27 protein-coding genes are annotated in these 24,248 nt (G+C 60.9%); 24 read left to right on the forward strand and 3 right to left on the reverse strand.

Going from position 1 to position 24,248, the window contains the following annotated elements; all coding sequences use genetic code 11:
• Positions 1-1,049 (reverse strand): 7TMR-DISM family protein (locus WBQ77_RS07380; RefSeq protein ID WP_424059596.1); only part of this gene is annotated, 1,049 nt, incomplete at its 3' end.
• A 195-nt stretch (positions 1,050-1,244) separates the two neighbouring features.
• Here WBQ77_RS07380 and WBQ77_RS07385 point away from each other — a divergent pair.
• A complete protein-coding gene (locus WBQ77_RS07385; protein WP_424044152.1) occupies positions 1,245-1,898 on the forward strand; it encodes a response regulator in 654 nt (217 codons plus the stop codon).
• A 77-nt stretch (positions 1,899-1,975) separates the two neighbouring features.
• On the opposite strand, the gene WBQ77_RS07390 is transcribed toward WBQ77_RS07385, so the two are convergent.
• On the reverse strand, positions 1,976-2,326 hold the full coding sequence (locus WBQ77_RS07390; protein WP_424044153.1) for a hypothetical protein: 351 nt from the start codon (positions 2,324-2,326) through the stop codon (positions 1,976-1,978).
• Positions 2,327-2,586: 260 nt separating this feature from the next.
• On the opposite strand from WBQ77_RS07390, the gene WBQ77_RS07395 reads away from it, so the two are divergent.
• The 5 genes from WBQ77_RS07395 (at position 2,587) to modC (ending at position 7,049) form a co-directional block, all read left to right on the forward strand.
• Positions 2,587-3,840 carry an MFS transporter gene (locus WBQ77_RS07395; RefSeq protein WP_424059598.1) on the forward strand — a complete coding sequence of 418 codons (1,254 nt, stop codon included), beginning with the start codon at positions 2,587-2,589 and terminating at the stop codon, positions 3,838-3,840.
• Positions 3,841-3,993: 153 nt separating this feature from the next.
• Positions 3,994-4,338, forward strand: coding sequence for a hypothetical protein (locus tag WBQ77_RS07400; RefSeq protein WP_424044157.1), 345 nt, complete (start codon positions 3,994-3,996; stop codon positions 4,336-4,338).
• 181 nt (positions 4,339-4,519) lie between these two features.
• Positions 4,520-5,290: a molybdate ABC transporter substrate-binding protein gene (gene modA / locus WBQ77_RS07405; RefSeq protein WP_424059600.1), complete on the forward strand. Its 771-nt coding sequence runs from the start codon at positions 4,520-4,522 to the stop codon at positions 5,288-5,290.
• A 14-nt stretch (positions 5,291-5,304) separates the two neighbouring features.
• Positions 5,305-5,973 (forward strand): molybdate ABC transporter permease subunit, encoded by a 669-nt coding sequence (gene modB, locus WBQ77_RS07410; protein ID WP_424059601.1) that lies wholly within the window; start codon positions 5,305-5,307, stop codon positions 5,971-5,973.
• The gene (gene modC / locus WBQ77_RS07415) at positions 5,970-7,049 is read left to right on the forward strand and encodes a molybdenum ABC transporter ATP-binding protein (protein WP_424043091.1); all 1,080 of its coding nucleotides are present in this window, start codon (positions 5,970-5,972) and stop codon (positions 7,047-7,049) included. Before modB ends, modC begins: the two co-directional genes overlap by 4 nt.
• A 16-nt stretch (positions 7,050-7,065) precedes the next feature.
• On the opposite strand, the gene WBQ77_RS07420 is transcribed toward modC, so the two are convergent.
• The gene (locus WBQ77_RS07420; protein ID WP_424059604.1) at positions 7,066-8,625 is read right to left on the reverse strand and encodes an MFS transporter; all 1,560 of its coding nucleotides are present in this window, start codon (positions 8,623-8,625) and stop codon (positions 7,066-7,068) included.
• A gap of 221 nt (positions 8,626-8,846) precedes the next feature.
• Here WBQ77_RS07420 and WBQ77_RS07425 point away from each other — a divergent pair, with 221 nt between their 5' ends.
• The 18 genes from WBQ77_RS07425 to WBQ77_RS07510 form a co-directional block, all read left to right on the forward strand.
• Positions 8,847-9,140 carry a hypothetical protein gene (locus tag WBQ77_RS07425; protein WP_424043087.1) on the forward strand — a complete coding sequence of 98 codons (294 nt, stop codon included), beginning with the start codon at positions 8,847-8,849 and terminating at the stop codon, positions 9,138-9,140.
• Between the two features lie 75 nt (positions 9,141-9,215).
• The gene (locus tag WBQ77_RS07430; protein WP_424059606.1) at positions 9,216-9,569 is read left to right on the forward strand and encodes a hypothetical protein; all 354 of its coding nucleotides are present in this window, start codon (positions 9,216-9,218) and stop codon (positions 9,567-9,569) included.
• 64 nt (positions 9,570-9,633) lie between these two features.
• Entirely contained in the window at positions 9,634-10,515 is an 882-nt protein-coding gene (locus WBQ77_RS07435; RefSeq protein ID WP_424043084.1) for an LOG family protein, read from the forward strand.
• A gap of 220 nt (positions 10,516-10,735) precedes the next feature.
• On the forward strand, positions 10,736-12,277 hold the full coding sequence (locus WBQ77_RS07440; protein ID WP_424059608.1) for a two-component system sensor histidine kinase NtrB: 1,542 nt from the start codon (positions 10,736-10,738) through the stop codon (positions 12,275-12,277).
• Positions 12,277-12,903 (forward strand): response regulator FixJ, encoded by a 627-nt coding sequence (gene fixJ, locus WBQ77_RS07445; RefSeq protein ID WP_424043781.1) that lies wholly within the window; start codon positions 12,277-12,279, stop codon positions 12,901-12,903. The genes WBQ77_RS07440 and fixJ overlap by 1 nt, the downstream gene beginning before the upstream one ends.
• Positions 12,904-13,037: 134 nt before the next feature.
• Positions 13,038-13,439: a hypothetical protein gene (locus tag WBQ77_RS07450; RefSeq protein ID WP_424043783.1), complete on the forward strand. Its 402-nt coding sequence runs from the start codon at positions 13,038-13,040 to the stop codon at positions 13,437-13,439.
• A gap of 106 nt (positions 13,440-13,545) precedes the next feature.
• On the forward strand, positions 13,546-14,226 hold the full coding sequence (locus tag WBQ77_RS07455; protein WP_424043784.1) for a helix-turn-helix domain-containing protein: 681 nt from the start codon (positions 13,546-13,548) through the stop codon (positions 14,224-14,226).
• A complete protein-coding gene (locus tag WBQ77_RS07460; protein WP_424043786.1) occupies positions 14,223-14,582 on the forward strand; it encodes a c-type cytochrome in 360 nt (119 codons plus the stop codon). The genes WBQ77_RS07455 and WBQ77_RS07460 overlap by 4 nt, the downstream gene beginning before the upstream one ends.
• A 203-nt stretch (positions 14,583-14,785) precedes the next feature.
• Positions 14,786-16,459: a cytochrome-c oxidase, cbb3-type subunit I gene (gene ccoN, locus WBQ77_RS07465; RefSeq protein ID WP_424043788.1), complete on the forward strand. Its 1,674-nt coding sequence runs from the start codon at positions 14,786-14,788 to the stop codon at positions 16,457-16,459.
• 10 nt (positions 16,460-16,469) lie between these two features.
• Positions 16,470-17,204, forward strand: coding sequence for a cytochrome-c oxidase, cbb3-type subunit II (gene ccoO / locus WBQ77_RS07470; protein ID WP_424043790.1), 735 nt, complete (start codon positions 16,470-16,472; stop codon positions 17,202-17,204).
• Positions 17,205-17,214: 10 nt separating this feature from the next.
• The gene (locus WBQ77_RS07475; protein ID WP_424043792.1) at positions 17,215-17,391 is read left to right on the forward strand and encodes a cbb3-type cytochrome oxidase subunit 3; all 177 of its coding nucleotides are present in this window, start codon (positions 17,215-17,217) and stop codon (positions 17,389-17,391) included.
• Between the two features lie 3 nt (positions 17,392-17,394).
• The gene (gene ccoP, locus WBQ77_RS07480; RefSeq protein ID WP_424059610.1) at positions 17,395-18,261 is read left to right on the forward strand and encodes a cytochrome-c oxidase, cbb3-type subunit III; all 867 of its coding nucleotides are present in this window, start codon (positions 17,395-17,397) and stop codon (positions 18,259-18,261) included.
• Positions 18,262-18,286: 25 nt separating this feature from the next.
• Positions 18,287-19,750 (forward strand): cytochrome c oxidase accessory protein CcoG, encoded by a 1,464-nt coding sequence (ccoG, locus tag WBQ77_RS07485; RefSeq protein WP_424043796.1) that lies wholly within the window; start codon positions 18,287-18,289, stop codon positions 19,748-19,750.
• The gene (locus WBQ77_RS07490; protein ID WP_424059611.1) at positions 19,747-20,250 is read left to right on the forward strand and encodes a FixH family protein; all 504 of its coding nucleotides are present in this window, start codon (positions 19,747-19,749) and stop codon (positions 20,248-20,250) included. Before ccoG ends, WBQ77_RS07490 begins: the two co-directional genes overlap by 4 nt.
• Entirely contained in the window at positions 20,247-22,478 is a 2,232-nt protein-coding gene (locus tag WBQ77_RS07495) for a heavy metal translocating P-type ATPase (RefSeq protein ID WP_424059614.1), read from the forward strand. The genes WBQ77_RS07490 and WBQ77_RS07495 overlap by 4 nt, the downstream gene beginning before the upstream one ends.
• Positions 22,475-22,642 (forward strand): cbb3-type cytochrome oxidase assembly protein CcoS, encoded by a 168-nt coding sequence (gene ccoS, locus WBQ77_RS07500; RefSeq protein ID WP_424043801.1) that lies wholly within the window; start codon positions 22,475-22,477, stop codon positions 22,640-22,642. The genes WBQ77_RS07495 and ccoS overlap by 4 nt, the downstream gene beginning before the upstream one ends.
• Positions 22,643-22,733: 91 nt before the next feature.
• Positions 22,734-23,138: a DUF2177 family protein gene (locus WBQ77_RS07505; RefSeq protein ID WP_424059616.1), complete on the forward strand. Its 405-nt coding sequence runs from the start codon at positions 22,734-22,736 to the stop codon at positions 23,136-23,138.
• A 108-nt stretch (positions 23,139-23,246) separates the two neighbouring features.
• Positions 23,247-24,248 (forward strand): NAD(P)/FAD-dependent oxidoreductase (locus WBQ77_RS07510; protein ID WP_424059618.1); only part of this gene is annotated, 1,002 nt, incomplete at its 3' end.

Genomic DNA, 24,248 nt, shown 5'->3' on the forward strand with positions numbered 1-24,248 from the left:
CGCTCACGGCGCAACCCAAGTATGTTTGCGAAGATGGCGAGGGCGAACGCCGTGCCTTCCAGCATGAGCGCATAGCGCGCGCCGTGTCCGATCAGGTCTTGCGAAAACTGACCGGGCCACGCGTAGCTGACAAGGCCGAATAGGATAGGCGCGACGACGATCAGCGCACCGGCGAGAAAGAAGCGCCCACCCGGCTGGCCGCGCCGGAATGCGACGACACCCGCGGCGACGTAAAGAGAGGTCGAGAAGACAGCCAGGGCCAGTGCAATGAACTTGAACCAAGCGGCCTCGAACAGCCAGAAGGAAGAGAGGAACATCGCGGCCGAGGCGATCACGCCCGCAACAAAGAGCCTGTTGAGAAGGGGGTGGTTCTTCGGCGCATCGATGAACGAGCGGGCGAACAGGAGGCCCGCGCCGGCCCAAGCGGCGCCGATCGGAACAACCGCCATGTTGTTCCACATGGGCCAAGACGGCCACAGGAACTGAAACGCATAACCGTCCGTTTGGAACAGGTATAGAGCGGCGGCGCAAATGTACACGCCATAAAAGAGAGCCGCCTTCGACCGGAGCGCGGTGAGATAGATGACGCTCACGAGGGTCATGCCCAGCAGCAGCCCCAGGACCAAAAAGTTGTGCATGTCTTCCTGGTCGACCTGGGCGAAGAAATAGTCGGGGCTCTCGATATAGGTCAACTGCTGCGTGGCGGCCTTGGACGAATATGCGATAAGGAGTCCGGCACGCTCATGGGGGCCGAGCCGAAACGTTGCGACGAAGTTGCGATAGGCAGTTTTGCGGGCGCTGAAGGGTTCGTCGAAACTGTGCGATAGGATCTCGACCGGTTCGCCGCCTTCCGGCACCAGATAAACGTCGAGCGTATCGACCAGCGGATTGCCGAGCACGAGGTTCCAAGTGCCTGGCGCGTTGGAGGCGTTCTCCACCTCCGTCCACAGCCAAAAACGTGCCTTCGTGAAGCCGAAGTCCACCAAGGGCGTATCGACGCTTCTGAACCTGTTTGTCGGAAGGAGTCTGAGAGCCTCTTTCGCCGTCAACGTCTTTTCACCGTCAACGAGGTATCTCACCCGCGGGGCGAGATCGGCATGAAAATCCGTCGGCTGCAGCTTCAGCGGTGTGGCGAGAGCAGCCCACGCTTGAACCGCCCCTACGAGCACTGCTAACAAAATGAGGCCGGATTGTCGGACCCAGTTTGGGGTCGACCGCGAGCGCGCTGAACGGGGGATGTCTGAATGGCTCATGACCGGTTACCGGAAATCAAAGCAACGGCCATCGTAGCCGACGATCATCAATTGCTGCGGGACGGCATCAAACAGATTCTTCAGTCCGTAGACGGCATCTCCATTGTCGCCGAAGCTCAGGACGGACTCGAGGCGATCAGCCTGGTGCGCCGCCACAAGCCCGGCCTCCTGACCTTGGACATGGCGATGCCCTACGCGCAAGGGCTCGAGATCTACGAAGAGGTCCGGCGCTGGAGTCCCGATACGTGTATCGTCGTCTTCACGGGGCTGACATCGCTCGGTCTCTTGAGCGAATTGGTCACGGCCGGTGTGGACGGCCTGTTCGCCAAGCGCGGCGATCCGGACAAGTTGCGAGAAAGCATCCCCGTCATCCTGAGCGGTGGAAAGGTCATCGCGCCGGAAATCGTGGCTATACTCGAAGAGGGAACGCCGGCGAGCAGCCTCACCGCGCGCGAGCGGCAAATTCTCAGCCTCGTCGCGACAGGACTCTCCAACAAAGAAATCGCAAGCCGTTTGGGCGTCAGTTTGAAAACCGTCGACAATCATCGCACCAACCTTATGCGAAAACTCGATGTCCATTCCGTTGCCGAACTCTTGAGTTACGCGCTGCGCGAAGGGCTTCTGGAGGGGTCGGATCAGTTGTAATCCTGCCGTTGGGAGAAGTTTCCACGCTTGTTTCCATGGGTCCATTCTTTGATGGGTAGAATTGGGGTCACTGGACATTAGGGTCCGCTCTTGTAGAAGACCACGCGGGTGCTGGTGAACCCACCGACGCGCCCCGCCGCAGTTGGAAAACACGTGCACCGAGCGCCGAGACGGCGGCCTGCGGCGCTTCTGCTCTTACCGCCGCCATCACATAGGATGCTATCGGCGAACCAGTTCATGCCGTTGTTGCAGTTGCCGCTGCAGACCTCCAAAGTATAGCCGTAGACGCTGCCTGTCAGACTTTGAGGGCTACCGGGGTCCGCACGAATCGGCACGAGCTGTCTAGCATCGCGCGCGATGGCGGTGCCGCTGACAGTCAGAACAGCCGCCAACGCCGCAATCGCAGCAACATCCATCCATGCCTTCATCGGTCGTCTCCTTGTCGGGTTGGTCCGTCATTGGCCCACGCGGTGAAGCGGTAGTGCGGTTTGCGTGTTGCCAATGAGGAAAGGCTAGCCGGAAGGCCAGCACCCGTTCGATAGGGTGGATCCCCTATATGGCGGCCGTGGCGACGGGAGAGGCGCGCGGGGAGCCTCCGTGCGGGCGTCTTCCGGCGAATTCAGCCTGCAAGAGACACCGAGTCTGTTAGAGCTAAGCTGCACAGGACATTGAGGGGCGCCCCTGTAAAATGAGCGATGCACGGCGAGGTATGTCGATCACGGCACTGATTATCGCCGGCGAGTCTGTTTTTCTCCTGCCCTTCGTTATGGCGCGCGTGTTCCGGCCGACGCTCCTTGAAGTCTTTGATCTGAACAATCTTGAGCTGGGCACCGCATTTTCCGTATATGGCGTTGTCGCCATGGCCGCGTATTTCTTTGGTGGTCCGCTGGCCGACAGATTTCCCGCGCGAATTCTGCTGGCTGTCGCGTTGGTGTCCACGGCTGCCGGCGGACTTGTAATGATGACGGTGCCATCGCTTTCCACGCTCGTAGTTCTCTACGCCTATTGGGGCATCACCACCATCGCGCTGTTCTGGGCCCCGCTGATCCGCGCCACGCGCCAATGGGGCGGCGAGGACGAGCAAGGGCGCGCCTTCGGTTTGCTCGATGGTGGCAGAGGGCTGCTGGCGGCCTTGATGGGCTCGATGATGGTCCTGCTCTTCGCCGGGCTGCTTCCAGCTGATAGCGAGACGGCCAGCCTCGCGGAACGCACCGAGGCCTTGCGCCGGATCATTCTGGTTCTGTCGGCCGTCACATGCGCCGCCGCCTTGCTGGTCCTGCTGGCACTCCCGCATAACGATCCAGCGCAGGATGGCGAGCGGCGGAAATTGTCTTTGCAAGGCGTTGCCCGCGTAGCCGCCATGCCGAGTGTTTGGCTGCAGGCCGCGATCATTCTGTGTGCTTATGTCGGCTTTAAAGCAATCGACGATTTTTCGCTCTACGCGAACCAAGTGGTCGGTCTCGATCAGGTCGACGCCGCCAAAGCCGGCGTCGTATCGCTTTGGGTCCGCCCCTTTGCCGCTATTGGCGCAGGGCTATTGGCTGACAGGATCGGTGCGTCGACCATGACGGCGAGTTCATTCGCCGTGCTGGCGGGCGGCAGCTTAGTGCTCGCGAGTGGGCTCATCGGCGCAGGCATGCTCTGGATGTTCCTGCTCACGATGGTCTGCTGCAGTATGGGGATATTCGCGCTGCGCGGTTTGTATTTCGCAATCATGCGTGAAGGTAAAATTCCCATGGCGTATACGGGCACCGCCGTCGGCCTCGTGTCCGTCATCGGCTACACGCCGGACGTCTTCATGGGGCCCCTCATGGGTTACCTGCTCGATCAGTCTCCTGGTGCCGCCGGGCACCAGCACGTGTTCTGGGTCGTCACGGGCTTCGCACTGCTGGGACTGATCGCCAGTCTGAGCTTTGCCCGTGTCATCCGCAAAACGGACTAGGTCGGCGGCACGCTCGCCCGTTTGTCCCTATCGCGCCAGTGATCCAAACGCGATTCCGTACCGTAATGAGTGACAAGTCGGCTAGTTTGAAATAGCCGCACTAGATATGGCGCCGGGCACCTATGTACGTCCGGCAATCGCGGAGAACCGATCATGATGCGTGCCCTGTCCGTCATCTTCCTGTTCAGTGCCGTTCTGCCTACACCGGTCCTGGCGAAAATGCTCACCGCGTCGGAAGTGTCCAATGAGATGCTCAACAAGACGATCGTCACGCGTCAGTTCGGAATGACCGTCACCATGCGCTACCGGCCCGGCGGCGTCGTTTCCGCCAAGGCCATGCTCGGATCGGTGAAGGGCACCTGGCGCCCGCAAGGCAATAAGATCTGTTCGACTTTCCCGAGTGGGCCGGCCAAGGGCACCAGTTGCGTGAGTTTCACCCGCGTCGGGCCTAAACAATATGTCAGCTCAGAAGGCGTCCGGTTTCGTATCGTTGACTGAGCGGCGGTAACCGACTGTCGGCGGTTGACAGGATAGGCCTGTTCTATCCGTATCATTCGCAACGCGTCCCACCCCGCTCCCTGAACCGATGCGAACGACTCTCCATCTAGTTCGGAGCTTGCCAGGTCCCCCGGCAATTGCCATTTTCGCCGCCATCAGTTCTCATTCTTGACGGACCGCAATGGCAGACGCCATCACGAGATTTTCGATTGGCCTCGGGATGGTGGCTTTGGCGAGCCTTCCGGTCGGTCCCGTCCGCGCTGGGGAAACGACGGTCGCCGTGGCGGCCAATTTTACCCTAGCGGCCAAGCGCCTCGGAGCGGCCTTCGAGGCGGCTACTGGTCATCGCGTCGTGTTCAGCTTCGGCTCGACCGGGCAACTCTTCACCCAGATCATTCATGGCGCTCCGTTCGACGCCTTATTGGCCGCAGACACCGAGCGCCCCGAACGGGCCGAGAGGGAGCGACTCGGCGTTCCGGGCACACGCTTCACGTATGCGATCGGGGGGCTCGTTCTATGGAGCGTGGACGCCGATCTGATCGACGGGACACCGTCGGTCTTGTCATACAAAGCTCTTCGCCACGTCGCCACAGCGAACCCGGTCACCGCGCCCTATGGCGCTGCCGCGATCGATACGATGAAGGGTCTCGGGGTTCTAAAGGACCTCGAATCCCGCCTCGTCGCGGGAAAAAGTATCAGCCAGACCTATCAGTTCGTTGCCACGGGCAATGCGCCGGTAGGGTTTGTTGCGCTGTCTCAGGTCATGGAGAATGGTACCGGATCGCGTTGGGTCGTGCCGGACGATCTGCATCGTCCGCTGCGGCAAGACGCTATTCTCCTGGACCATGGCCGTGACAATGGCGCCGCCAGAGCCTTTCTGGAGTTTCTGAAAGGCGCCGAAGCGGGCAAGATAATCGCCGGCCTTGGCTATCGGGTGCCGGACCAGAACTGAAAGGAGAGGCGGTCATGTTCGACGCGGCGATGATCGAGACGATCTTGCTCACGCTGGAGCTCGCCGCGGTGACCACGGTGGTACTGCTCGTCATCGGCGTTCCCCTGGCGTGGTGGCTTGCACGGAGCAAGGCTTGGGGGAAGGAGATCGTCGCGGTCCTCGTGTCACTCCCCATTGTTTTGCCGCCTACCGTCCTCGGTTTCTATCTGCTCATCGCCATGGGACCGCACAGCTACTTCACCGCGCTGATCGGCCGGACGCTACCCTTCACGTTTGTAGGACTCGTGGTGGGGTCGACACTCTATTCTCTGCCATTCGTGGTGAACCCGATCCGCAACGCGTTCGAAGCGATGGGCGAGCGGCACTGGGAGGCCGCGGCGACTTTGCGGGCCGGACCGTTGGACGCTTTTTTCAATGTCGCCCTGCCGCTGGCGAGCCCTGGCATTCTGACCGGCGCGATCCTCGGTTTCGCTCACACCATGGGCGAATTCGGCGTCGTACTGATGATCGGCGGCAGTATTCCCGGCGAGACCAAGGTTCTCTCGATCGCCATCTTTGAGTTCGTCGAAACCCTGGAATGGGGCAAAGCCCACGTGCTCGCTGGAGTGATGCTGGTGCTGTCCTTTGCGGTTATCCTAGCGATGCGTCTCATCGAGACGCGTTTTAAGAGCGACCTCTCGTGATCGAAGCGCGCTTCTCGGGACAACAGGGCAGCTTCCGGCTTGATGCGGACTTCACCGCGCCGAGCCAAGGCGTAACCGCTCTGTTCGGTCCTTCGGGATGCGGCAAGACGACGGTTCTACGTTGCGTGGCGGGGCTCATCCGGTTTGAGCACGGCAAGCTCGTGATCGACGGCGAGGTCTGGCAATCGGAAAACCGTTTCGTTCCCGTGTACCGTCGCGCCCTCGGCTATGTCTTTCAAGAAGCGAGCCTGTTTCCGCACCTCTCCGTGAGAGGAAATCTTGAATTTGGACAGAGGCGCGTGACAGCGCGAGCGCATACGATCGGCTTCGACGATGTGGTGGATCTGCTCGGCATCGACCGGCTGTTCGATCGGCCGACGGCCCATCTGTCCGGAGGCGAGCGTCAGCGCGTGGCCATCGGCCGGGCACTGCTCTCGCAGCCGCGCCTTCTCCTGATGGACGAGCCGCTTTCGGCCCTGGAACGGACGGGGCGCGAAGAGATTCTGCCCTATCTGGAGCGCCTGAACAGCGCTCTGTCGATCCCGGTTCTTTATGTCAGTCACGACATCAGCGAGATCGAACGGCTGGCAGACACTTTGGTCATCATGGAGCACGGGACTGTGCGGGCGGCGGGTCCCATCGCCGAATTGTTGGCCGATCCATCCCTGCCGATGGTCCGGATGCCCGAACCCGCGGCGGTGCTGGATGGCCGCGTCCAAGACTTCGACCCCGAATACGGTATCGCCAAAGTCGATGTCCCGGGTGGGACGCTTCTGGTCGCCGGCAATATCGGCCCGCCAGGCACGGTACGGCGGTTGCGGATCGCGGCCAGCGACGTGAGCCTGAGCCGGGAGGTTGTGACCGACACCACCATCCTCAACGCCGTGCCGGTTCGTATCGACTCGGTCGAACCCCTGGGGGATACGCAGATGACCGTTCTCTTGAAACTTGGCGCCAATGGGAGAGGGGCGCCGCTCCTAAGCCGAGTCTCGCGTCTATCGTGGAACCGGCTCTGCTTTCAACCCGGCGAGAGCGTCGTGGCGCAGATCAAGGCTGCCGTGCTCGCCAAGGCCTAGTCGGTAGCGCCCGGTGTCAGCGTGCCGCAGGCTCGGGGCGGATGAGAAGGGCACTGATCAGAACGCCGGCCAGCGCCATGAGAGTCATCATTACCATGACGCCGGAGAAGCCGCTGTCGAACGCACCCCGCATAGCGCCTTCGAGCGTCACACTATCACCGTGCGGAACTTTGGTCATGGCGCGCTCAATCTGGCCTTCCGATCCGTGAACCAACTTGATCTTCAATGCGCCGAGATCGGGTGCGCTTGCGGCGACACTGTCGACAACCGGGTCGATAATTTTGCGCTTGATCTGCGCAGCGACCACGCCGCCAAGGGCTGTTCCGGTGGCAAGGCCTGCGAACATGCTCGTATTGAGGACCCCGGACCCTTGACCAGCATGCGCGTCGGGCAAGACACCCAGGCCCAAGCGCGGCAGCAGCGCCCAGTTGAAGCCGACGCCCACACCAAGAATGACCAGCCGCCACCAGACGTCGACGTAGGGTGTTTGATGGTCGATGTCATGCATTAGCCAGAACCCAACGGCGAGCATCAGCATGCCGGCCACGACCGGAATGCGGTACTTGCCGGGAACAATCAGCCTCGGCAACGTCAGCGAGATCACGAACATCGCAAGCGTAAACGGCAGCAGGGCGAGACCCGCCTGCGAGGCGCTGAAGTGCAACCCCTGAGGCGCCTGCAGGAAAAGGTTCGTGAAGTACAGAATCCCCATCTGGGTCACGCCATTCAAGAACATGCCGATCGTAGCGGCGACATAGTCCAGATGGCGGAAGAAGCCGAACTCGATAAGAGGTTCGCCGGCGTGCAGCTCCCGGACTACGAAGCCCACGCCGCCCGCTATCGCCAATGCGAACAACAAAAGCGTCTGAACGGAGGTCCAGCCGAACAACGGGCCGCTGGTTAGGCCGTAGAGGAACGAGGTTAGTGTCACGAATAGGAGGGCAATGCCCAGAAAATCGGTCCGCTTTCCTGCCACGGCCTTGTGCGGGACCAGGCCCAAGCGGGCCACCTTGAAACACAGGAACCCCGCGATCGACAAGATAATCAAGTCGAGCACGAAGACGGCGCGCCAACTGATAATATCCGTCAAGGTGCCGCCGATGAGCGGCCCGAGGGCAAATCCCATGGCGACGGTCGCGGCCCAAATTCCGAGCGCGAAGGCGCGCTTTTCCGGGGGCGTCGACACGCTGACCAGCGCCACGGACATCGACATCAAGGCGGCCACGCCCAGCCCCTGTAAGCTCCGTCCCGCCAGCAAAATTACCGCGTCTCCGGACAGCGCGATCGTGATCGAGCCGAGCCCGAACAGGCCGAGGCCGATCGCGAATAGGCGCGTCAGGCCGAACGTGTCGCCGAAATGCCCCATGGCCGCGAGTGTTACCGCTGCCGAGAGCATATAGATATTGATGACCCATTGGAGTGTATCGACATTGAGATCCAGGCTCGACCTGATGGCCGGCAAAGCCGTCATGACCGCTGTCGTGTTGTAGGCCACAACGAAGGCGCCCGCACAAGCCGCCACAACAGCCAGCCAGAACTCGGAGTGGTTATCTGCCTCGCCGCCTGCTTGCCCCATGGAAGCCCCTCGCACCTGTCCGCCCCACTCCGGGTCTAGCACAGAGCAATGAACATGGCGCACTGCAACTGCCACCCTATTTGTGTGGTTGAAGGCGGGTGCAGCATCCGCGCCATCCTGCAGATGGCGCCTGGGAAGGCGGCGCTACCTTGATCGGCGTCATTGCGGTATGCTGACCTAAATGTAGGTTTCATGAATACAAGCTGGGGCATTACCGTAGTATGGACCGTTTCGTCATCATTGCTTTGACCCTCTGCGTCGCGAGCGCGATCCTTCTAAGCGTAGCCCAGGTAAGTGCGGCCAATGCCTCCGCCTATTCTGAAGCGGTACGGAAATATTGCCGGGCGGACTACAAGAAGTATTGCGGGGAGTACGGGCTCGAAACGAACGCCTTACGGAACTGCATGAATCGGCACGGCGACCAGCTGTCTAAATCTTGTGTCCGAGCATTGGTTCAGTCCGGCGAAGTCAGCCAGCGAGAGGTCAACCGGCGCAAAAAGACCAAGTCGCGCTAGGGTCGCTTTGCATCGACCGTGCTCTGATGAAATGGCATTTGTGGAATCAACAAGAAGCTCCTAGAAGGTGCGGCCATGAGAAAGAATAAATGGGTTCTGGGCTTTGTCGCGGCAGCGGGTCTGACACTGATGAGTATCGGCGTCAGTTTAGCCGGCGACTGGGCGGGCAAATACTTCACCGAGGATTCCAAGGGCCATGCCTTCACCATCGCTTTGTCGGGAGACGGCAAGGCCACGGGTGAGAAACACGGCACGGTCTTAGAAGGGACTTGGTCGGCGGACGGCGGTGCTGCCGTGATCAAATGGACCACTGGTTGGATCACCAAGCTCAGCCAGGACGGCGACGGGTATATGAAGACCGCCTTCCGTCCTGGGACGGCTATGACGGAAAAGCCCACCAGCGCGGTTGCCGCAAAAAAGGTCGACTAGCACCCGACACTGCCCCCGTGGTGTTGCGGTCATCACCTGCCAATGGAACCCCAGCCGATCGTAGATGTCCAAGCAGCAAGACGCCTGCCGCAACGAAGAGAACGCCTTATGGGCGCGGATCGCCGGGACCCCCGAGCCCGGCCGGGAAAAGGTGTTACGCGACCTGTTGGCCTTGGAGGCAACCGAAGGGCTCGAAGGTGACGATGCGCGCCCCTTACGCCTTGCACAGGAGTTCTTGGAAGCCGATCTCGTGCTGTCAGAAAAGGAGATTGTCTCGACTGTCGTCGTGTTCGGCAGTCACCTTCTCCACTCGCCGGAGGATGCCGAAGCCGCCGTGAGGCAGGCAGAAAGTGCTGAGAGCCTTGCCTTTGCAGAACAGCAGCTTGACCTTTCTGCGTGGTATGCGGAGGCGCGGCGTTTCGGACGGATCGTGTCGGAGCGCGGTGGGGCGCGAGCAACAAACGGCGCGCGGCGCAATGTGCTGGTCACCGGCGGCGGACCCGGCATCATGGAGGCCGCCAACCGGGGCGCCATGGATGCCGGGGCCCCGAGCATCGGCTTCAACATTGACTTGCCCGAGGAGCAGCCACCCAATCAGTATACGACGCCGGAACTGACGTTCCACTTCCGCTACTTCGCTATCCGGAAAATGCACTTCGCCATGCGCGCCACTGCGTTGGCTATCTTTCCAGGCGGTCTTGGCACCCTCGACGAGCTTTTCGAGGTGCTAACCCTGAAGCAGACGCAGAAGATGGCGCCGATCCCCGTAATCCTGTTTTCGCGCGAGTACTGGCAAGCGGTCATCAATTTTGAAGCCCTGGTGGCGTTTGGTACAATTCAGCCGCAGGACACCGACTTGCTAGAATTCGTCGATACGGCCGAAGAAGCTTGGGACCGGCTCGTCCATTACGGCCTGGATACCCCTAAGGCCCTCCGCGAGCCTTGATTCGTTGCCATGCTAGACTGGACCTCCCACATCGCTCCATCTGATTGACCGAGCCGATCCATTGCATGGCTTGCGCAAGCCGCATCATCCTGTTGTGTTCGCGAGGCCTACTGCTTAACGGTCTGGCCGGGCATCGAGGGGAGATTTTCGATCGCCAGCCGCAAGAGCTACAGTCACGCTCAGCCTAGGTCTGGGGCGCGAAAATGGTAATGTCCTTGCGATGCATGGACCCTTGACGAAAGAACGGCGCCTGGGCTCGATAGAGCGGCTGCGGAGCACGATTATCGACCCGGCAACGAGCGCCACCCACTATGGCGTCGCGGTAGCAGCTGTTGTGGTCATGGCATGCCTCGCCTGGGGTCTTTATCCATGGCTCGAAGGGCGCGCTTCGTTTCTCATCTTTATTCCCGGTCTTGCGATCGCAGCAGGCTTTGGCGGGTTCGGCCCCGGTCTGCTGGCGACCGCTCTGTCAGCTACTATCGGTTTTGCCTTGATTCCGAGTGGTGACTTCACCGTCCCGGCCCTGGCTGAGGTTGGGGTCTTCGCAGGCGTCGGGGTCGGGATTGCATGGTTGGGCGAGTTGCTGCGCAGGACACGTTTGCGCAGCCGCCGCAGCGCCAGGGAGGTCCGCTCGCGTGAGGCACACTTGCGCTCGATTTTGGACACGGTCCCCGATGCGACCGTAGTCATCGACGAGACGGGTATGATCCGCTCCTTCAGCGCTGCGGCCGAACGCCTTTTCGGCCACCGGGAAGTCGATGTAGCCGGGAAAAATGTGTCGGTTCTAATGCCCTCGCCATTCCGCGAGGAGCACGACGGCTATATCTCACGCTATCTCGGCACCGGTGAGAAGCGGATCATCGGCTTCGACCGCGTGGTGACCGGGGCGCGCAAGGATGGGTCGACATTCCCCATGAAGCTCGAGGTCGCGGAGATGAAATCTGGCGAGCAGCGATTCTTCACGGGCTTTGTCCGTGACCTTACCGAACGCCAAAGAACCGAGAAGCAGTTGCAGGACCTACAGACTGAGCTGGCGCGGCTTTCACGCTTGACTGCAATGGGTGAGATGGCCTCGACCCTTGCGCATGAAGTCAACCAACCCTTGACCGCGATTTCCAACTATCTGCAAGGGTGCAATCGGCTGCTTGAATCCATTGAAGACAAGAAGGTCACCATGGTTCGCGATGCGCTCGCGGCTACTACCAAGCAGACGCTGCGTGCCGCCGAGATTATTCGGCAGCTCCGCGACTTCGTGACCAACCATGAAACCGTGCGGCACCGGGAAAACATCAACGATCTTGTCGAGGAGACAAGCGCACTGGCGCTGATCGACGCTAAGGACGAGGGCGTGAAGGCGAGCTTTCAGCTCGATACGTCCGTCCCCGACGTGATGGTCGTCAAGGTTCAGGTGCAGCAGGTTGTACTGAATCTCATGCGCAATGCCATCGAGGCGATGGAGGGGCGCGACCCGAAAGTCCTATTGGTTTCCACGGCACGGACCTCCATCGATACAGATGAAACCGGCGAACCCATGGTACAGATCTCGATCGCCGACACCGGGAGCGGCATTTCGGACAAGATCGCCGAGCAACTGTTCCAGCCCTTTGTGACAACCAAGTCCAACGGCATGGGAGTGGGGCTGTCGATTTCCAAGCGCCTGGTCGAGGCGCATGGAGGGCGCATGTGGGTCGAGCCGAACCCCGGAGGGGGCACGATTTTCCGGTTCACGCTGGAGCCCGTCAGAAGCGAGGACAAGGTCTGATGCCCGTCAACGCCGTCGTGCATATCGTCGATGACGACGAGGCCGTTCGTCAGTCCTTGGCCTTCATGCTTGGTTCGGTGGGGCTACCCATACGGCTCTACGAGTCAGCAAAAGTGTTTCTCGAATCCCTGGATCCGTCTTTGTGCGGTTGTCTCGTCACGGACGTCCGCATGCCCGAGATGACGGGCATCGAGCTTTTGAACCGGATCAAGGACAGAATGCCCTTGCTTCCGGCGATCGTCATCACGGGTCATGGCGACATTCCGCTCGCCGTCGAGGCCATGAAGGCCGGCGCCGTGGACTTCATCGAGAAGCCCTTCGAAGAGGAAGTGTTGCTCAAGGCCGTTAAAGCCGCGCTTGACAAGGCGGGCGGCGAGAACGATGGCCAGTTGCCGGAGGTGCTCAGCCGCCTTGCAACCTTGTCCGAGCGCGAGCGTCAGGTTCTCGAAGGCCTGGTCGCGGGGCAGGCCAACAAAGTCATCGCCGCCGTGTATGGCATCAGCCCGCGAACGGTAGAGGTCTACCGCGCAAACGTGATGACCAAGATGCAGGCGAAGAGTCTGCCCGAGCTGGTTCGCATGGCTGTTCTGGCCCACGTCCCCCCTCCCGCCGGCATTTCCAAATAGGGCCGCACCCGCGCAATTCCCGGGCACACACCCGATTTGACGTGGCTCAAGGTCGTATGCCTCGCGACACATAGACTGTTCTCAAAGGCTGCGGTGAACCGCTGGGCGAGGGCCAATGTTTGGGGAAGAAGCAGATGAGCCAGTCTGGAACCGTTCTGATCGCCGTTCGCGATGGCATGCTTGCGGATAGCCTAAGATTTTCATTGGAGCTCGAGGGCTATGAGACACGTTTCTGCGACGAGCACGCGCTATCTCCTATTCTGCGGGCACCCCATCTCCACGGCACCTGCCTGGTGCTGGACCAGGACGTCTTTTCGCGGGTCGCGGAGGTTGGCGAATCAAAGCTTCCCTGCGATCCCTGTGTCCCGGTTATCCTCATGGTGTCCCAGAAAACCGAGCGGCTCCTTGCCAAAGCTAGGACCGGCGGGGTCACGGAAGTCCTCGAAAAGCCGATCCTTGGCGGGGTCATGCTGGAGACCATCCGGCAAGTGATTGAAAAGAATGGGCCTTCAAGCCAGCCCATGCGGTCCTCCTGATCTCCATCCGCCTACGTAGTTTCCCTTAGGGAACCGGCCCGAATTTAGGCCGCGCGCAATCATCGCTAAATCTGACGTCAGTCAATTGAACCTTTCGGGGGTTATCATGCTGACGCCACATCCCGTCCTCGACTTCCCGCAGACCCAAACGCCGCCCGTGTCGGTGACTCCCCCGCGGCCGCGACTCGACGACGACTTTCAAGCATCGAGCGTCCCGCTCAATTTCGCGCGCAACAGTGAGATTTTCGCCGAAGGCGAGGCGGCGGGATACGTGTACAAGATCGTTTCCGGCGTGGTTCGCGTGTCGAAGCTTCTGCCGGACGGGCGCCGGCAGATTAGTGCGTTTCACCTCCCCGGCGACATGTTCGGTTTCGAACTGGACGATATGCACCACGTTTCCGCCGAGGCGATCGGGCCGGTCAAGGTTCTCGCCTATAAATGGCAGAGCCTGTTGAGCGCCACATCGTCGACCGGTTTCGTGCACGAACTGCTGAACCGCACCATGGTCGGGCTCAGGCAGACTCAGGATCACTTGCTTCTCCTTGGCCGGAGGAATGCGCTGGAGCGGGTCGCGGCATTTCTTATAGAGATGGCTCGCCGGACGGGTTCGGACCGCTCCCTGCATCTCGCGATGCCGCGCCACGACATCGCGGACTATCTCGGCCTCACGCTAGAGACGGTTTCGAGGATGTTCGCCGAACTGAAAGACGCAGGCATCATCAAGCTCGAGTCGGCCCGGCAAGTGACGGTGCTCGACATATCCAAACTCGAGGCCATGGCGACATGAGGCTTTGGGGGTTTCGAGTATCGCTGGGTGGCAGTGCGCTTTTAGCCTTTGTGCTCATTCTCGGGCTTGGCTCGGCCGCGCGGACGCAAGGGCCGGTCACAAGTCAGCCGGACCCCGCTCGCGGCAAGGCGCTGGCCGAGCGCGTCTGCACCAACTGCCATCTGGTTTCGGACCGGCAGACCAAAGCCGTTGCGGATGTTCCGAGCTTTGCCGCGATTGCCAATAAGCCCAATCAAACCGAAGGCGCGATCATGACGCGCATCGTCATACCTAAGCATCCGATGCCGGTGATTCCGATCACCAAGTCCGAACTCGAAGATGTGACGGCCTACATCATGAGTTTGCGCAGCAAGTAGGTGGAGGACGGAACAATCAAACTTTGCGTCAGATCGCTTAAGCTTGCGCTGTATCAAGGTAGCAGCCCGACGGTCGGCGTGTAACGATACGGTAATGAACCGCGCGGTTTGATGCGGATGGGGCGAATTTTCCGGGGACTCGGCACCGCCGCTTGAGCCCTTGGCAAGACCTGGACAAGGCTTGAGATCGAGGGGTTGGAAACATGGCCGCAACAACGCAACGGGATGAATGGAAAGCGCTGTCGGACATTCTCGCGATTGGGGCCGCCGCTTTCCTTGTTATTCTTGGGCTTGTCCTCGCCATAGCGGGCGCAGATCCGGCCATGAAGTTTCATGGCTGTCTCTTGCTCGGTGCATCGGGTCTCGCGCTCCTTTATATGCTCACGCTGTTCGTCGAGGGACGCGAGCCCGCTGACACGAGCGGCTACGCGGACGGTGTTATCCGGGCCGGCGTTATCGCCACGGTTTTCTGGGGAATTGCCGGCTTTCTAGTGGGCGACATCATCGCCTGGCAGCTTGCTTTTCCTGCTCTAAACTTTGATCTGCCCTGGACCAGTTTCGGGCGCTTGCGGCCGGTCCATACTTCGGCGGTGATTTTTGCGTTCGGCGGTAATGCGCTCATCGCAACATCGTTCTACGTGGTGCAGCGGACTTGTCGTGCGCGGCTCGCGGGCAAGTGGTCGCCATGGTTCGTGTTCTGGGGATACCAGCTCTTCATCGTACTGGCGGCCACCGGCTATCTGCTTGGCGTCACGCAAAGCAAGGAATACGCTGAGCCGGAATGGTATGTGGATTTGTGGCTGACCGCTGTTTGGGTCGTCTACTTCCTCGTCTTCATCGCGACCGTCGCCAAACGTAAAGAGCCACACGTATACGTGGCAAACTGGTTCTACCTCGCGTTCATTGTCACCGTCGCCATATTGCACATCGTCAACAATCTGGCGGTGCCGGTGTCGCTGCTGGGTACCAAGAGCTACATCCTCTATTCGGGTGTCCAGGATGCCATGACCCAGTGGTGGTACGGCCACAACGCTGTGGGCTTCTTCCTGACGGCCGGATTCCTCGGCATGATGTATTATTTTGTGCCGAAACGCGCCGAGCGGCCCATCTATTCGTACCGCCTGTCGGTCGTCCATTTCTGGTCTCTGATCTTCATCTATATCTGGGCGGGCCCGCATCATCTCCATTACACAGCCCTGCCTGACTGGGCGCAGACGCTTGGCATGACCTTCTCGATCATCCTGTGGATGCCATCCTGGGGCGGCATGATCAACGGCCTCATGACGCTATCTGGTGCCTGGGACAAACTTCGGACAGATCCGGTAATCCGCATGCTAATCGTGGCCGTGGCCTTTTACGGGATGTCGACCTTCGAAGGCCCGCTAATGAGCATAAAGTCAGTCAACTCGCTGTCGCATTACACCGATTGGACCATCGGGCATGTGCATTCCGGGGCGCTAGGCTGGGTCGCGTTTATCAGCTTCGGCGCTCTCTATTGCCTCGTGCCATGGCTGTGGCACCGCAAGGCGCTCTATTCGCAGCGCCTTGTTGAGTGGCACTTCTGGATCTCGACGCTCGGCATTGTGCTCTACATAACGTCCATGTGGGTATCGGGCATCCTGCAAGGGCTGATGTGGCGGGCCTATGACTCTCTCGGCTTCCTCGAATACTCCTTCGTGGAGACGGTCGAGGCCATGCACCCGTTTTACATTATCCGGGCCGTTGGCGGACTGCTCTTCGTACTTGGCTCTTTCTTGATGGCTTACAATCTGTGGCGCACGGCACGTGGCGATCAGCCAGTCGATGCGACCGATCAACCGTCTGTCGCTGCGGCTCCTGAGTTCCGGCCTGGCGAATACACGGCGCCGGCGGAATAGGGAGGGGCCAATGAGCTGGGGAAAACACGACGTCTTAGAGAAGAGCCCGATGCTGATGCTCGTTGGCATCTTGATCGTGGTGAGCATCGGCGGCCTGATCGAAATCGCGCCGTTGTTCTGGTTGAGTTCGACGGTCGAGAAGGTTCAAGGCATGCGGCCTTACTCGCCGCTCGAATTGTCCGGCCGCAACATCTACATCCGCGAGGGCTGCTATCTGTGCCACAGCCAGATGATCCGCTCTCTCAGAGACGAGGTCGAGCGCTACGGCCACTACAGCTTGGCCGCGGAGAGTATGTACGACCATCCGTTCCAGTGGGGCTCCAAGCGCACCGGGCCGGACCTCGCGCGCGTTGGCGGAAAATATTCCGACGAATGGCACAGAGCCCACATGATAGACCCGCGCTCTGTCGTTCCGGAATCGGTGATGCCGGGCTATCCGTTCCTGGCAGAGCGTGAGCTGGACTATGATGACATCCAGGATCAGCTGAAGACAAATGCGACCGTCGGCGTCCCGTATACGGACGAGATGATCGAAGCGGCGAAAGCCGACGTTGAGGCACAGGCTGGAAAAGACTCGGGGGACGTGGCGGCGCTGCTTGCGCGCTATCCGAAAGCGCAGGCGCGGTCCTTCGACGGCGATCCGGAGAAGGTCACCGAACTGGATGCCTTGGTCGCGTATATGCAGATGCTTGGAACACTCGTCGACTTCGCCAGCTTCGACGAAGCCGGCCCCAATCTGAGGTGAGGACCGGACGATGGAATACGAACAAGTCGCTTCGATCAGCCAAGTAGCTGCGCTCATCTTCTTCATCGTACTGTTTGCCGGTGTCGTGGTTTATGCGTTTTGGCCCGGCAACAAAAAGCGCTTCGACGAGGCAGCAAAGCTGCCCCTGGAAGACGACCCAGACTCTGATAACGAGAAAGACAGCTGAGCCATGGCCAAGAAGCAAGCCAATACCCCGGAGGAGGTCGGGACCACCGGTCACGAGTGGGACGGTATCCAAGAGCTCAATCAGCCGCTGCCCAAATGGTGGCTCTACATCCTCTACGCCACGATCGTTTGGGCCATCGGTTATTGGCTCGTCTATCCAGCGTGGCCGACCGTTTCGTCCTACTCGAAAGGCTGGATCGGCTACAGCCAGCGGGATCAGGTGGCCAAGGACGTGGCTGCATCGCATGCAGAGAAGGCGGTGTTCCGCGACAAGATCGCCGCGGCCGATATGGATTCGATCAAGGCCGACCCCGAGCTATTCAACTTCGCCCTTGCTGGCGGCGAGGCCGCTTTCGGGGACAATTGTGCACCCTGCCATGGCCGTGGCGCACAAGGTGCGGTCGGATATCCGAACCTGCGTGATGATGCCTGGCTGTGGGGCGGCTCGCTGGACGCCATTCACCAGACCATTAAGTATGGCATTCGCGCCGAAGATCCCAAGACACGTGCGGGCATGATGCCGGCCTTCGGTCAGCTGGGCATGCTGAAACGCGACCAGATCTCCGACACGGCCGAGTACGTGATGTCACTGTCCGGCAATGCGGAAGACGATGAGGCCGCGGCGCGCGGCCAGGAGATATTTGCGACCAACTGCGCGGCTTGTCACGGACCGGACGGCAAGGGCAACCAGGCCCTCGGCGCACCCAACCTAACAGACGAGCTCTGGCTGTACGGTGGTGCTAAGGAGACTATCGTCGAAACGATCTACAGCAGCCGCGCTGGTATGATGCCAGCTTGGGAAGAGCGCCTGGATCCGGCAACGATCAAGGAGCTTGCGATCTACGTGCACTCCTTGGGCGGAGGACAATAACGTCCGACAGTAGCTTGGGATAAAGATGGCAAATGTCGAGTTGGGCGGCGGCGGCGTGTCTTCCTCAGGTGAGGGAGCGCAGCTCTACGCTAGCCGGACTAAGATCTACTCAAAAGAGGCCCATGGCCGCTTCAGGACGATCAAATGGATCGTCATGGCAGTCACGCTCGGCATCTATTATCTGCTGCCATTTGTACGCTGGGACCGCGGACCGTATCTGCCCGACCAAGCCGTTTTAATCGATCTGCCTGCGCGACGCTTCTATTTCTTCTTTCTCGAGATTTGGCCGCAGGAATTCTACTATATCACCGGCTTGCTGGTGCTGGCGTCGCTTGCGCTGTTTCTCGTCACCTCCGTAGCAGGGCGCGTTTGGTGCGGCTACACCTGTCCTCAGACCGTTTGGACGGATCTGATGATCGCCGTGGAGCGCTTCTGGCAAGGAGACCGCAATGCGCGCCTGCGGCTCGACAAGCACCCCTGGTCGTTCGAAACGCTCCGGAAGAAGGGGATCACGCATCTGACGTGGCTCTTGATCGCAGTCGCCACGGGCGGGGCCTGGGTGTTCTACTTCGCCGATGCGCCGACCCTGGCCAAGCAGCTCGTGACGTTTGATGCACCGGCAGTGGCCTACCTCTTCATCGGATTGTTTACGCTGACGACCTATGTGCTTGGCGGAATCGCGCGCGAGCAGGTGTGCATCTATATGTGCCCCTGGCCGCGCATCCAGGGCGCGATGTTCGATCGCGACTCCCTCTTGATTTCCTACCGTTCTTGGCGCGGCGAGCCTAAAGGGCCGCATAAGGCCGGTCAGTCGTGGGAGGGCCGGGGCGATTGCATCGACTGCAACCAATGCGTCGCGGTATGTCCCGCCGGCGTCGATATCCGCGAAGGCGCGCAGCTCGAGTGCATCCAATGCGCGCTGTGCATTGATGCCTGTGACGCCATCATGGACAAGGTCGGCAGACCACGTGGCCTGATTGCCTATGACACGATCCGCAATCTCGATGCCGGCGCGGAGAACGCCGAGGCCTTGCGGCTGTTCCGACCGCGCGTCCTGCTTTACGCAGGAGCCATTGCGCTTGTCGGGCTTATTATGGTCGTCGCGCTCGTCATGCGCCCTGATCTTGGGGTGAGTGTCCTACATGATCGCAATCCGCTTTACGTCAAACTTTCCGACGGGGGCGTGCGTAATGGCTATGAGATCAAGATCCTGAACAAACAGTATGTTCCACGTGCCTTCAAACTCGGCGTAGATGGGCTGCCTGGCGCTACCGTCCAGATGATCGGCCATGAGGGTGGCGTCGTGCCGGTCCCGCCGGACAAGCTGAAATCAGTCAAGCTATACGTCGCCCTGGACAAGACGGGTGTCCGTGCACTACCCGGCCAGGCGAGTCCCTTCAAATTTGTGGTGACCAACATCGCGACGGGTGAGAGCACCGAGCACGATGCGACCTTCCAGGGACCGCCCAAGCGCAGGTCGAACCGATGATGGCGGCCGGGCCTTTCCCGCGCGGCGTGACGGGACGCCATGTGCTTCTCGGCCTCGCCATCTTCTTTGGCATCATGTTCGTGGCCAATGGATTCCTTGTCTATTACGCCGTGTCCACGTTCAGCGGCGGCGACCGCCCGAACCCCTATCGCAGCGGTCTCAACTACAATGAGACCATTGCCGAGGCCCAGCGCCAGGCCGCCAAGGGCTGGGCCGGGCGGGCGGAGTATGACGAGAGCGCCGGCCGACTCACCCTGCGCCTCACCGATACGTCCGCGGCGCCCGTCTCGGGGCTCGCGCTGACGGGGACGCTTGGACGCCCGGCCATCAATCATGAGGACCGCGTCGTCACCTTCCGCGAATGGGCTGAAGGCGTGTACGTCTCCGACGTGACGCTTGACCCGGGGAATTGGGTCTTGAGTGTCGAGTCGTCTGAACAGGAGGGCGGTGCACCGGTCTATCGGCTGAAAAAGCGATTGATCGTCGCCGACGGGTCATGACGGAGGTCCCAACCTCGCAGTTCAAAGACGCGGCGCCGTTCAAGGACGCTGCGCCTCTCAATGAGTCTGATCCGCATGCGCAAGAAAATGCTGCGGCCGACCCTTCGACCATGATCCTCGCGGTGGAGGACATGCATTGCGGCGGCTGCCTACGGGCCGTCGAACGTGCGGCTATGCGGGTCAATGGCGTCCAAGCAGCGCGCGCGTCCCTCGCCGCGAAGCGGGTGACCGTCACTTACGACTCCGCCGCGACAAACGAGGCCGACGTCATTGCTGCGCTGGACCGGGTTGGGTTCGAAGCGGCGCCGCTCGAAGCCTCCAAGCAGGATCGCGGAGATCAGCGCCAAAGATATCTGCTCAGGCGCGTCGCGGTGGCCGGCTTTGCCGCCATGAACATCATGCTCATCTCCATCGCGGTTTGGTCCGGCGAGGGAGGCGACATGGATCCGGCGGTCGCGCAGATGTTCCGTTGGCTATCAGCGCTAATTGCCTTGCCCACAATCATCTATGCGGGCGAGCCGTTCTTCGTGTCCGCCTTTGCGGCGCTGAAGGGCCGCCGCCTCAATATGGATGTGCCGATCTCGCTCGCGATCATCCTGGCGACGGGCATGAGCATCTACCAGACCATGCAGGCGAGCGAGCAGGTCTATTTCGATGCGGCGGTTATGCTTCTCTTCTTTCTTCTAGTCGGCCGCTATCTAGACGAGGCTTTGCGGGTCCGTGCGCGTGGTGAGGCCCAGAATCTCTTAAGCCTGCAAAGCGGGATCGCGACCGTCATTACCGAGGACGGCAGCCAAAGCAAGGTCCCGGCTAATGCGCTGCGCCCGGGCGATCGGATCCTGGTCGCCGTCGGGGAGCGCGTCGGGGCCGATGGGGTTGTCGTGCGCGGAACCGGCGAGATCGATCAGAGCCTGATCACGGGCGAGACCATGCCGGCGGCCGTCGCGGATGGGACGCAAATCTACGCAGGGTCGCTGAGCCTGACTCGCAGCCTTGAGATCAAGGTCACCGCGGCGGACGATGCCACGCTGCTCGCCGAGATCAGCCGATTGATGATGGCGGCGGAGCAGGGGAAGGCCCGCTATCGTGTGCTCGCCGACCGGGCGGCACAAATCTATGCGCCGGCCGTACACGGGTTGGGGCTCGTAACCTTTATCGGCTGGCTCGGGTTCGGGGCGTCCTGGCAAACCGCACTCACCTACGCGATCGCCGTGCTTATCATCACCTGCCCGTGCGCGCTCGCGCTAGCCGTCCCTGTCGTTCAGATCGCTGCGGCATCGCGGCTGTTCAAGTGCGGCGTCATGGTCAAGGTGCCCGATGGGCTCGAGCGCATCGCGGAGGTTGATGCGGTCGTCTTCGACAAGACCGGCACATTGACCCTGGGGGAGCCTCAGCTTCTGGACGCCGAGGCTGTTCCGGCCGGCACGCTCGCCGCCGCCGCGTCGCTCGCAAGCGGGAGCCGTCATCCGTTCTCCCGCGCCCTTGTCGCCGCCGCCGAGGAGCGGCTCGGGACCGTCGAAGTCGCAAGGAACGTTGAGGAGACGCCGGGCGAGGGGCTTCTGGTTCGGACGTCGCGCGGGGAGGAACGTCTTGGGTCCGCCGCCTGGTGCGGAGTGAAGAAGACGGCCGGAAATACGGCCGAAGTTTGGTATCGTTATGGGGAAGACGCGCCTGTCCTCTTCTGCTTTGCCGACCGGCTGCGCCCCGACGCGGCCGAGACCATCGCCGTGCTGAAGGCGCGCGGCTTTGCCGTCGCGCTTCTATCCGGAGACCGAGAGACGGTGGTCGCCCGCACGGCACAAGACGCGGGCATCGATGTATTCCTGGGCGAGCTGAAGCCGGCGGACAAGATCGCTTGGCTCGAAGATCGCGCGAGCGAGGGCCGCAAGGTCCTCATGGTGGGCGACGGCTTGAACGATGCGCCCGCGCTCGCGGCCGCCCACGCGTCCATGTCGCCGGCGACGGCCGCCGATATCAGCCAGCGGGCCGCCGATTTCATTTTCCAGGGGCGTGCGCTTTCCTCCGTGGCGGAGGCCGTCGACACGGGCTCTCGCGCTCGACGTATGGCGCTCCAGAATTTCGGCGTCGCCCTGGTCTACAATGCGATCTGTGTCCCGCTTGCGATGGGGGGATTTGTGACACCGTTGATCGCGGCCATCGTGATGTCGAGTTCGTCCATTCTGGTGACGCTCAACGCAACGCGGCTCGCGGGAGGTAAACGCGCATGACGGCTCTCGCCTGGCTCGTTCCGGCGGCCCTCATTCTCGGCGGACTAGGCCTTGGCGCCTTTCTGTGGGCCCTGCGTTCGGGTCAGTTCGAGGATCTGGATGGCGCCGCCTATCGTGCGCTTGAGGATGAGCCCCCGGATGACGAGGACGCCCCGCGGCGCTAGGTCAGTGCCTGGCTCGGACTTGAACCGCGCGGTGATCCGGATTGAGTGATCTTCCGTACAAAGTGCACGGACAACATCTCGGGATCCTCGCATGACTTATGCCGTTGCCTATGTGGCTACCGCGCTCAGTTTCCTCGTACTCGACTTCATCTGGCTTGGATACGTCGCCAAGACCTTCTACCAGCGGGAGATCGGCCCGCTGCTGCTCGAGAACTTCAACCTGGCCGCTGCGGTCGGGTTTTATCTCGTGTTCGTCGCGGGAGTTGTCATCTTCGCAGTGGCGCCCGCGCTGCAGTCCGGGTCGTGGAAGACCGCGCTGCTCTATGGCGCGCTGTTCGGCTTCTTCACCTACGCCACTTACGACATGACCAATCTCGCCACGCTAAAAGGCTGGAACCCGACGGTCACAATCGTGGATATCGCTTGGGGCACGGCCCTTACCGGCACGGCCGCGCTTTTCGGCTACGGGGCCACGAGGACCTTGGCCGGCGGATAGTGCTTAGAGTGTCTGAACAAGGTATGCTTGAACAATCTACTCTTTAGAGTGATCCAATCTGCCAGGCGGCGCGTAGCGCTTGCACATCCCTTAAGCTTCATGGTGATTATGCCTCCTCTCAACATTGCCGTTATCGGATCAGGCATTTCCGGCCTCTCGGCTGCTTGGCTTCTTTCCAAGCGCCATAAAGTTACGCTGTTCGAGCAGGATCACAGGCTTGGCGGGCACACCCATACATCGACTGTGTTGACCGCCGATGGCGCGGTGCCCGTCGATACGGGCTTCATCGTCTTCAATGAGCTGAACTACCCCAACCTCACCGCACTCTTCGCCCATCTCGACGTCAGCACGGTGCCGACCGACATGACTTTCGCGGTCTCGGCAAATGACGGCGCGTTCGAATATGCCGGCAGCGGCCCGGGTCTGTTCGGTCAGGTCACGAACCTCTTCAACCGGCGCCACTGGCGCCTGGTGTCCGACATGTTCCGTTTCTTCCGTACCGCGCAGCATGCACTGGAGCGCCATCCGGACGATACCTCGCTCGGCGCATTCCTCGAGGCGGAAGGCTATTCGGACGCCTTTATCGAAGACCACATTCTTCCCATGGGCGCGGCTATCTGGTCGACGCCCATGGTCGGCATGCTCGACTTTCCGGCGGCCACCTTCCTCAACTTCTACGCCAATCACGGCATGCTTCAGGCAGTGGGCCGTCCCGCGTGGAAATCGGTTGCCGGCGGTAGCAGGACGTATGTCCAGCATCTGCTTGAGGACGGCGACATTCAAGCCGCCATTGGAACGCCGGTCCGCAGGGTCGGGCGCGCCCGGTCTTGCGTCCACGTCGAAGATGCACGGGGCGTGGTCCGCATGTTCGATCATGTGGTGATTGCAGCGCATGCGGATCAAGCGTTGAACATGCTTTCCGACCCCACGCCGAAGGAGCAGTCGCTGCTTGGGACCTTTGCCTACGAGCACAATCACGCGGTCCTGCACCGCGACAAGCGCTTCATGCCGCGCCGCCGCCGTCTGTGGCAGAGCTGGAATTACCTCAAGCGCGGGCATAGTTTAGAGTCCGAATTGTGCGTATCATACTGGATGAACAGTCTTCAGAGC

The organism is Methyloceanibacter sp. (assembly GCF_049590335.1).
In the GTDB taxonomy this organism is placed as follows: Bacteria; Pseudomonadota; Alphaproteobacteria; order Rhizobiales; family Methyloligellaceae; genus Methyloceanibacter.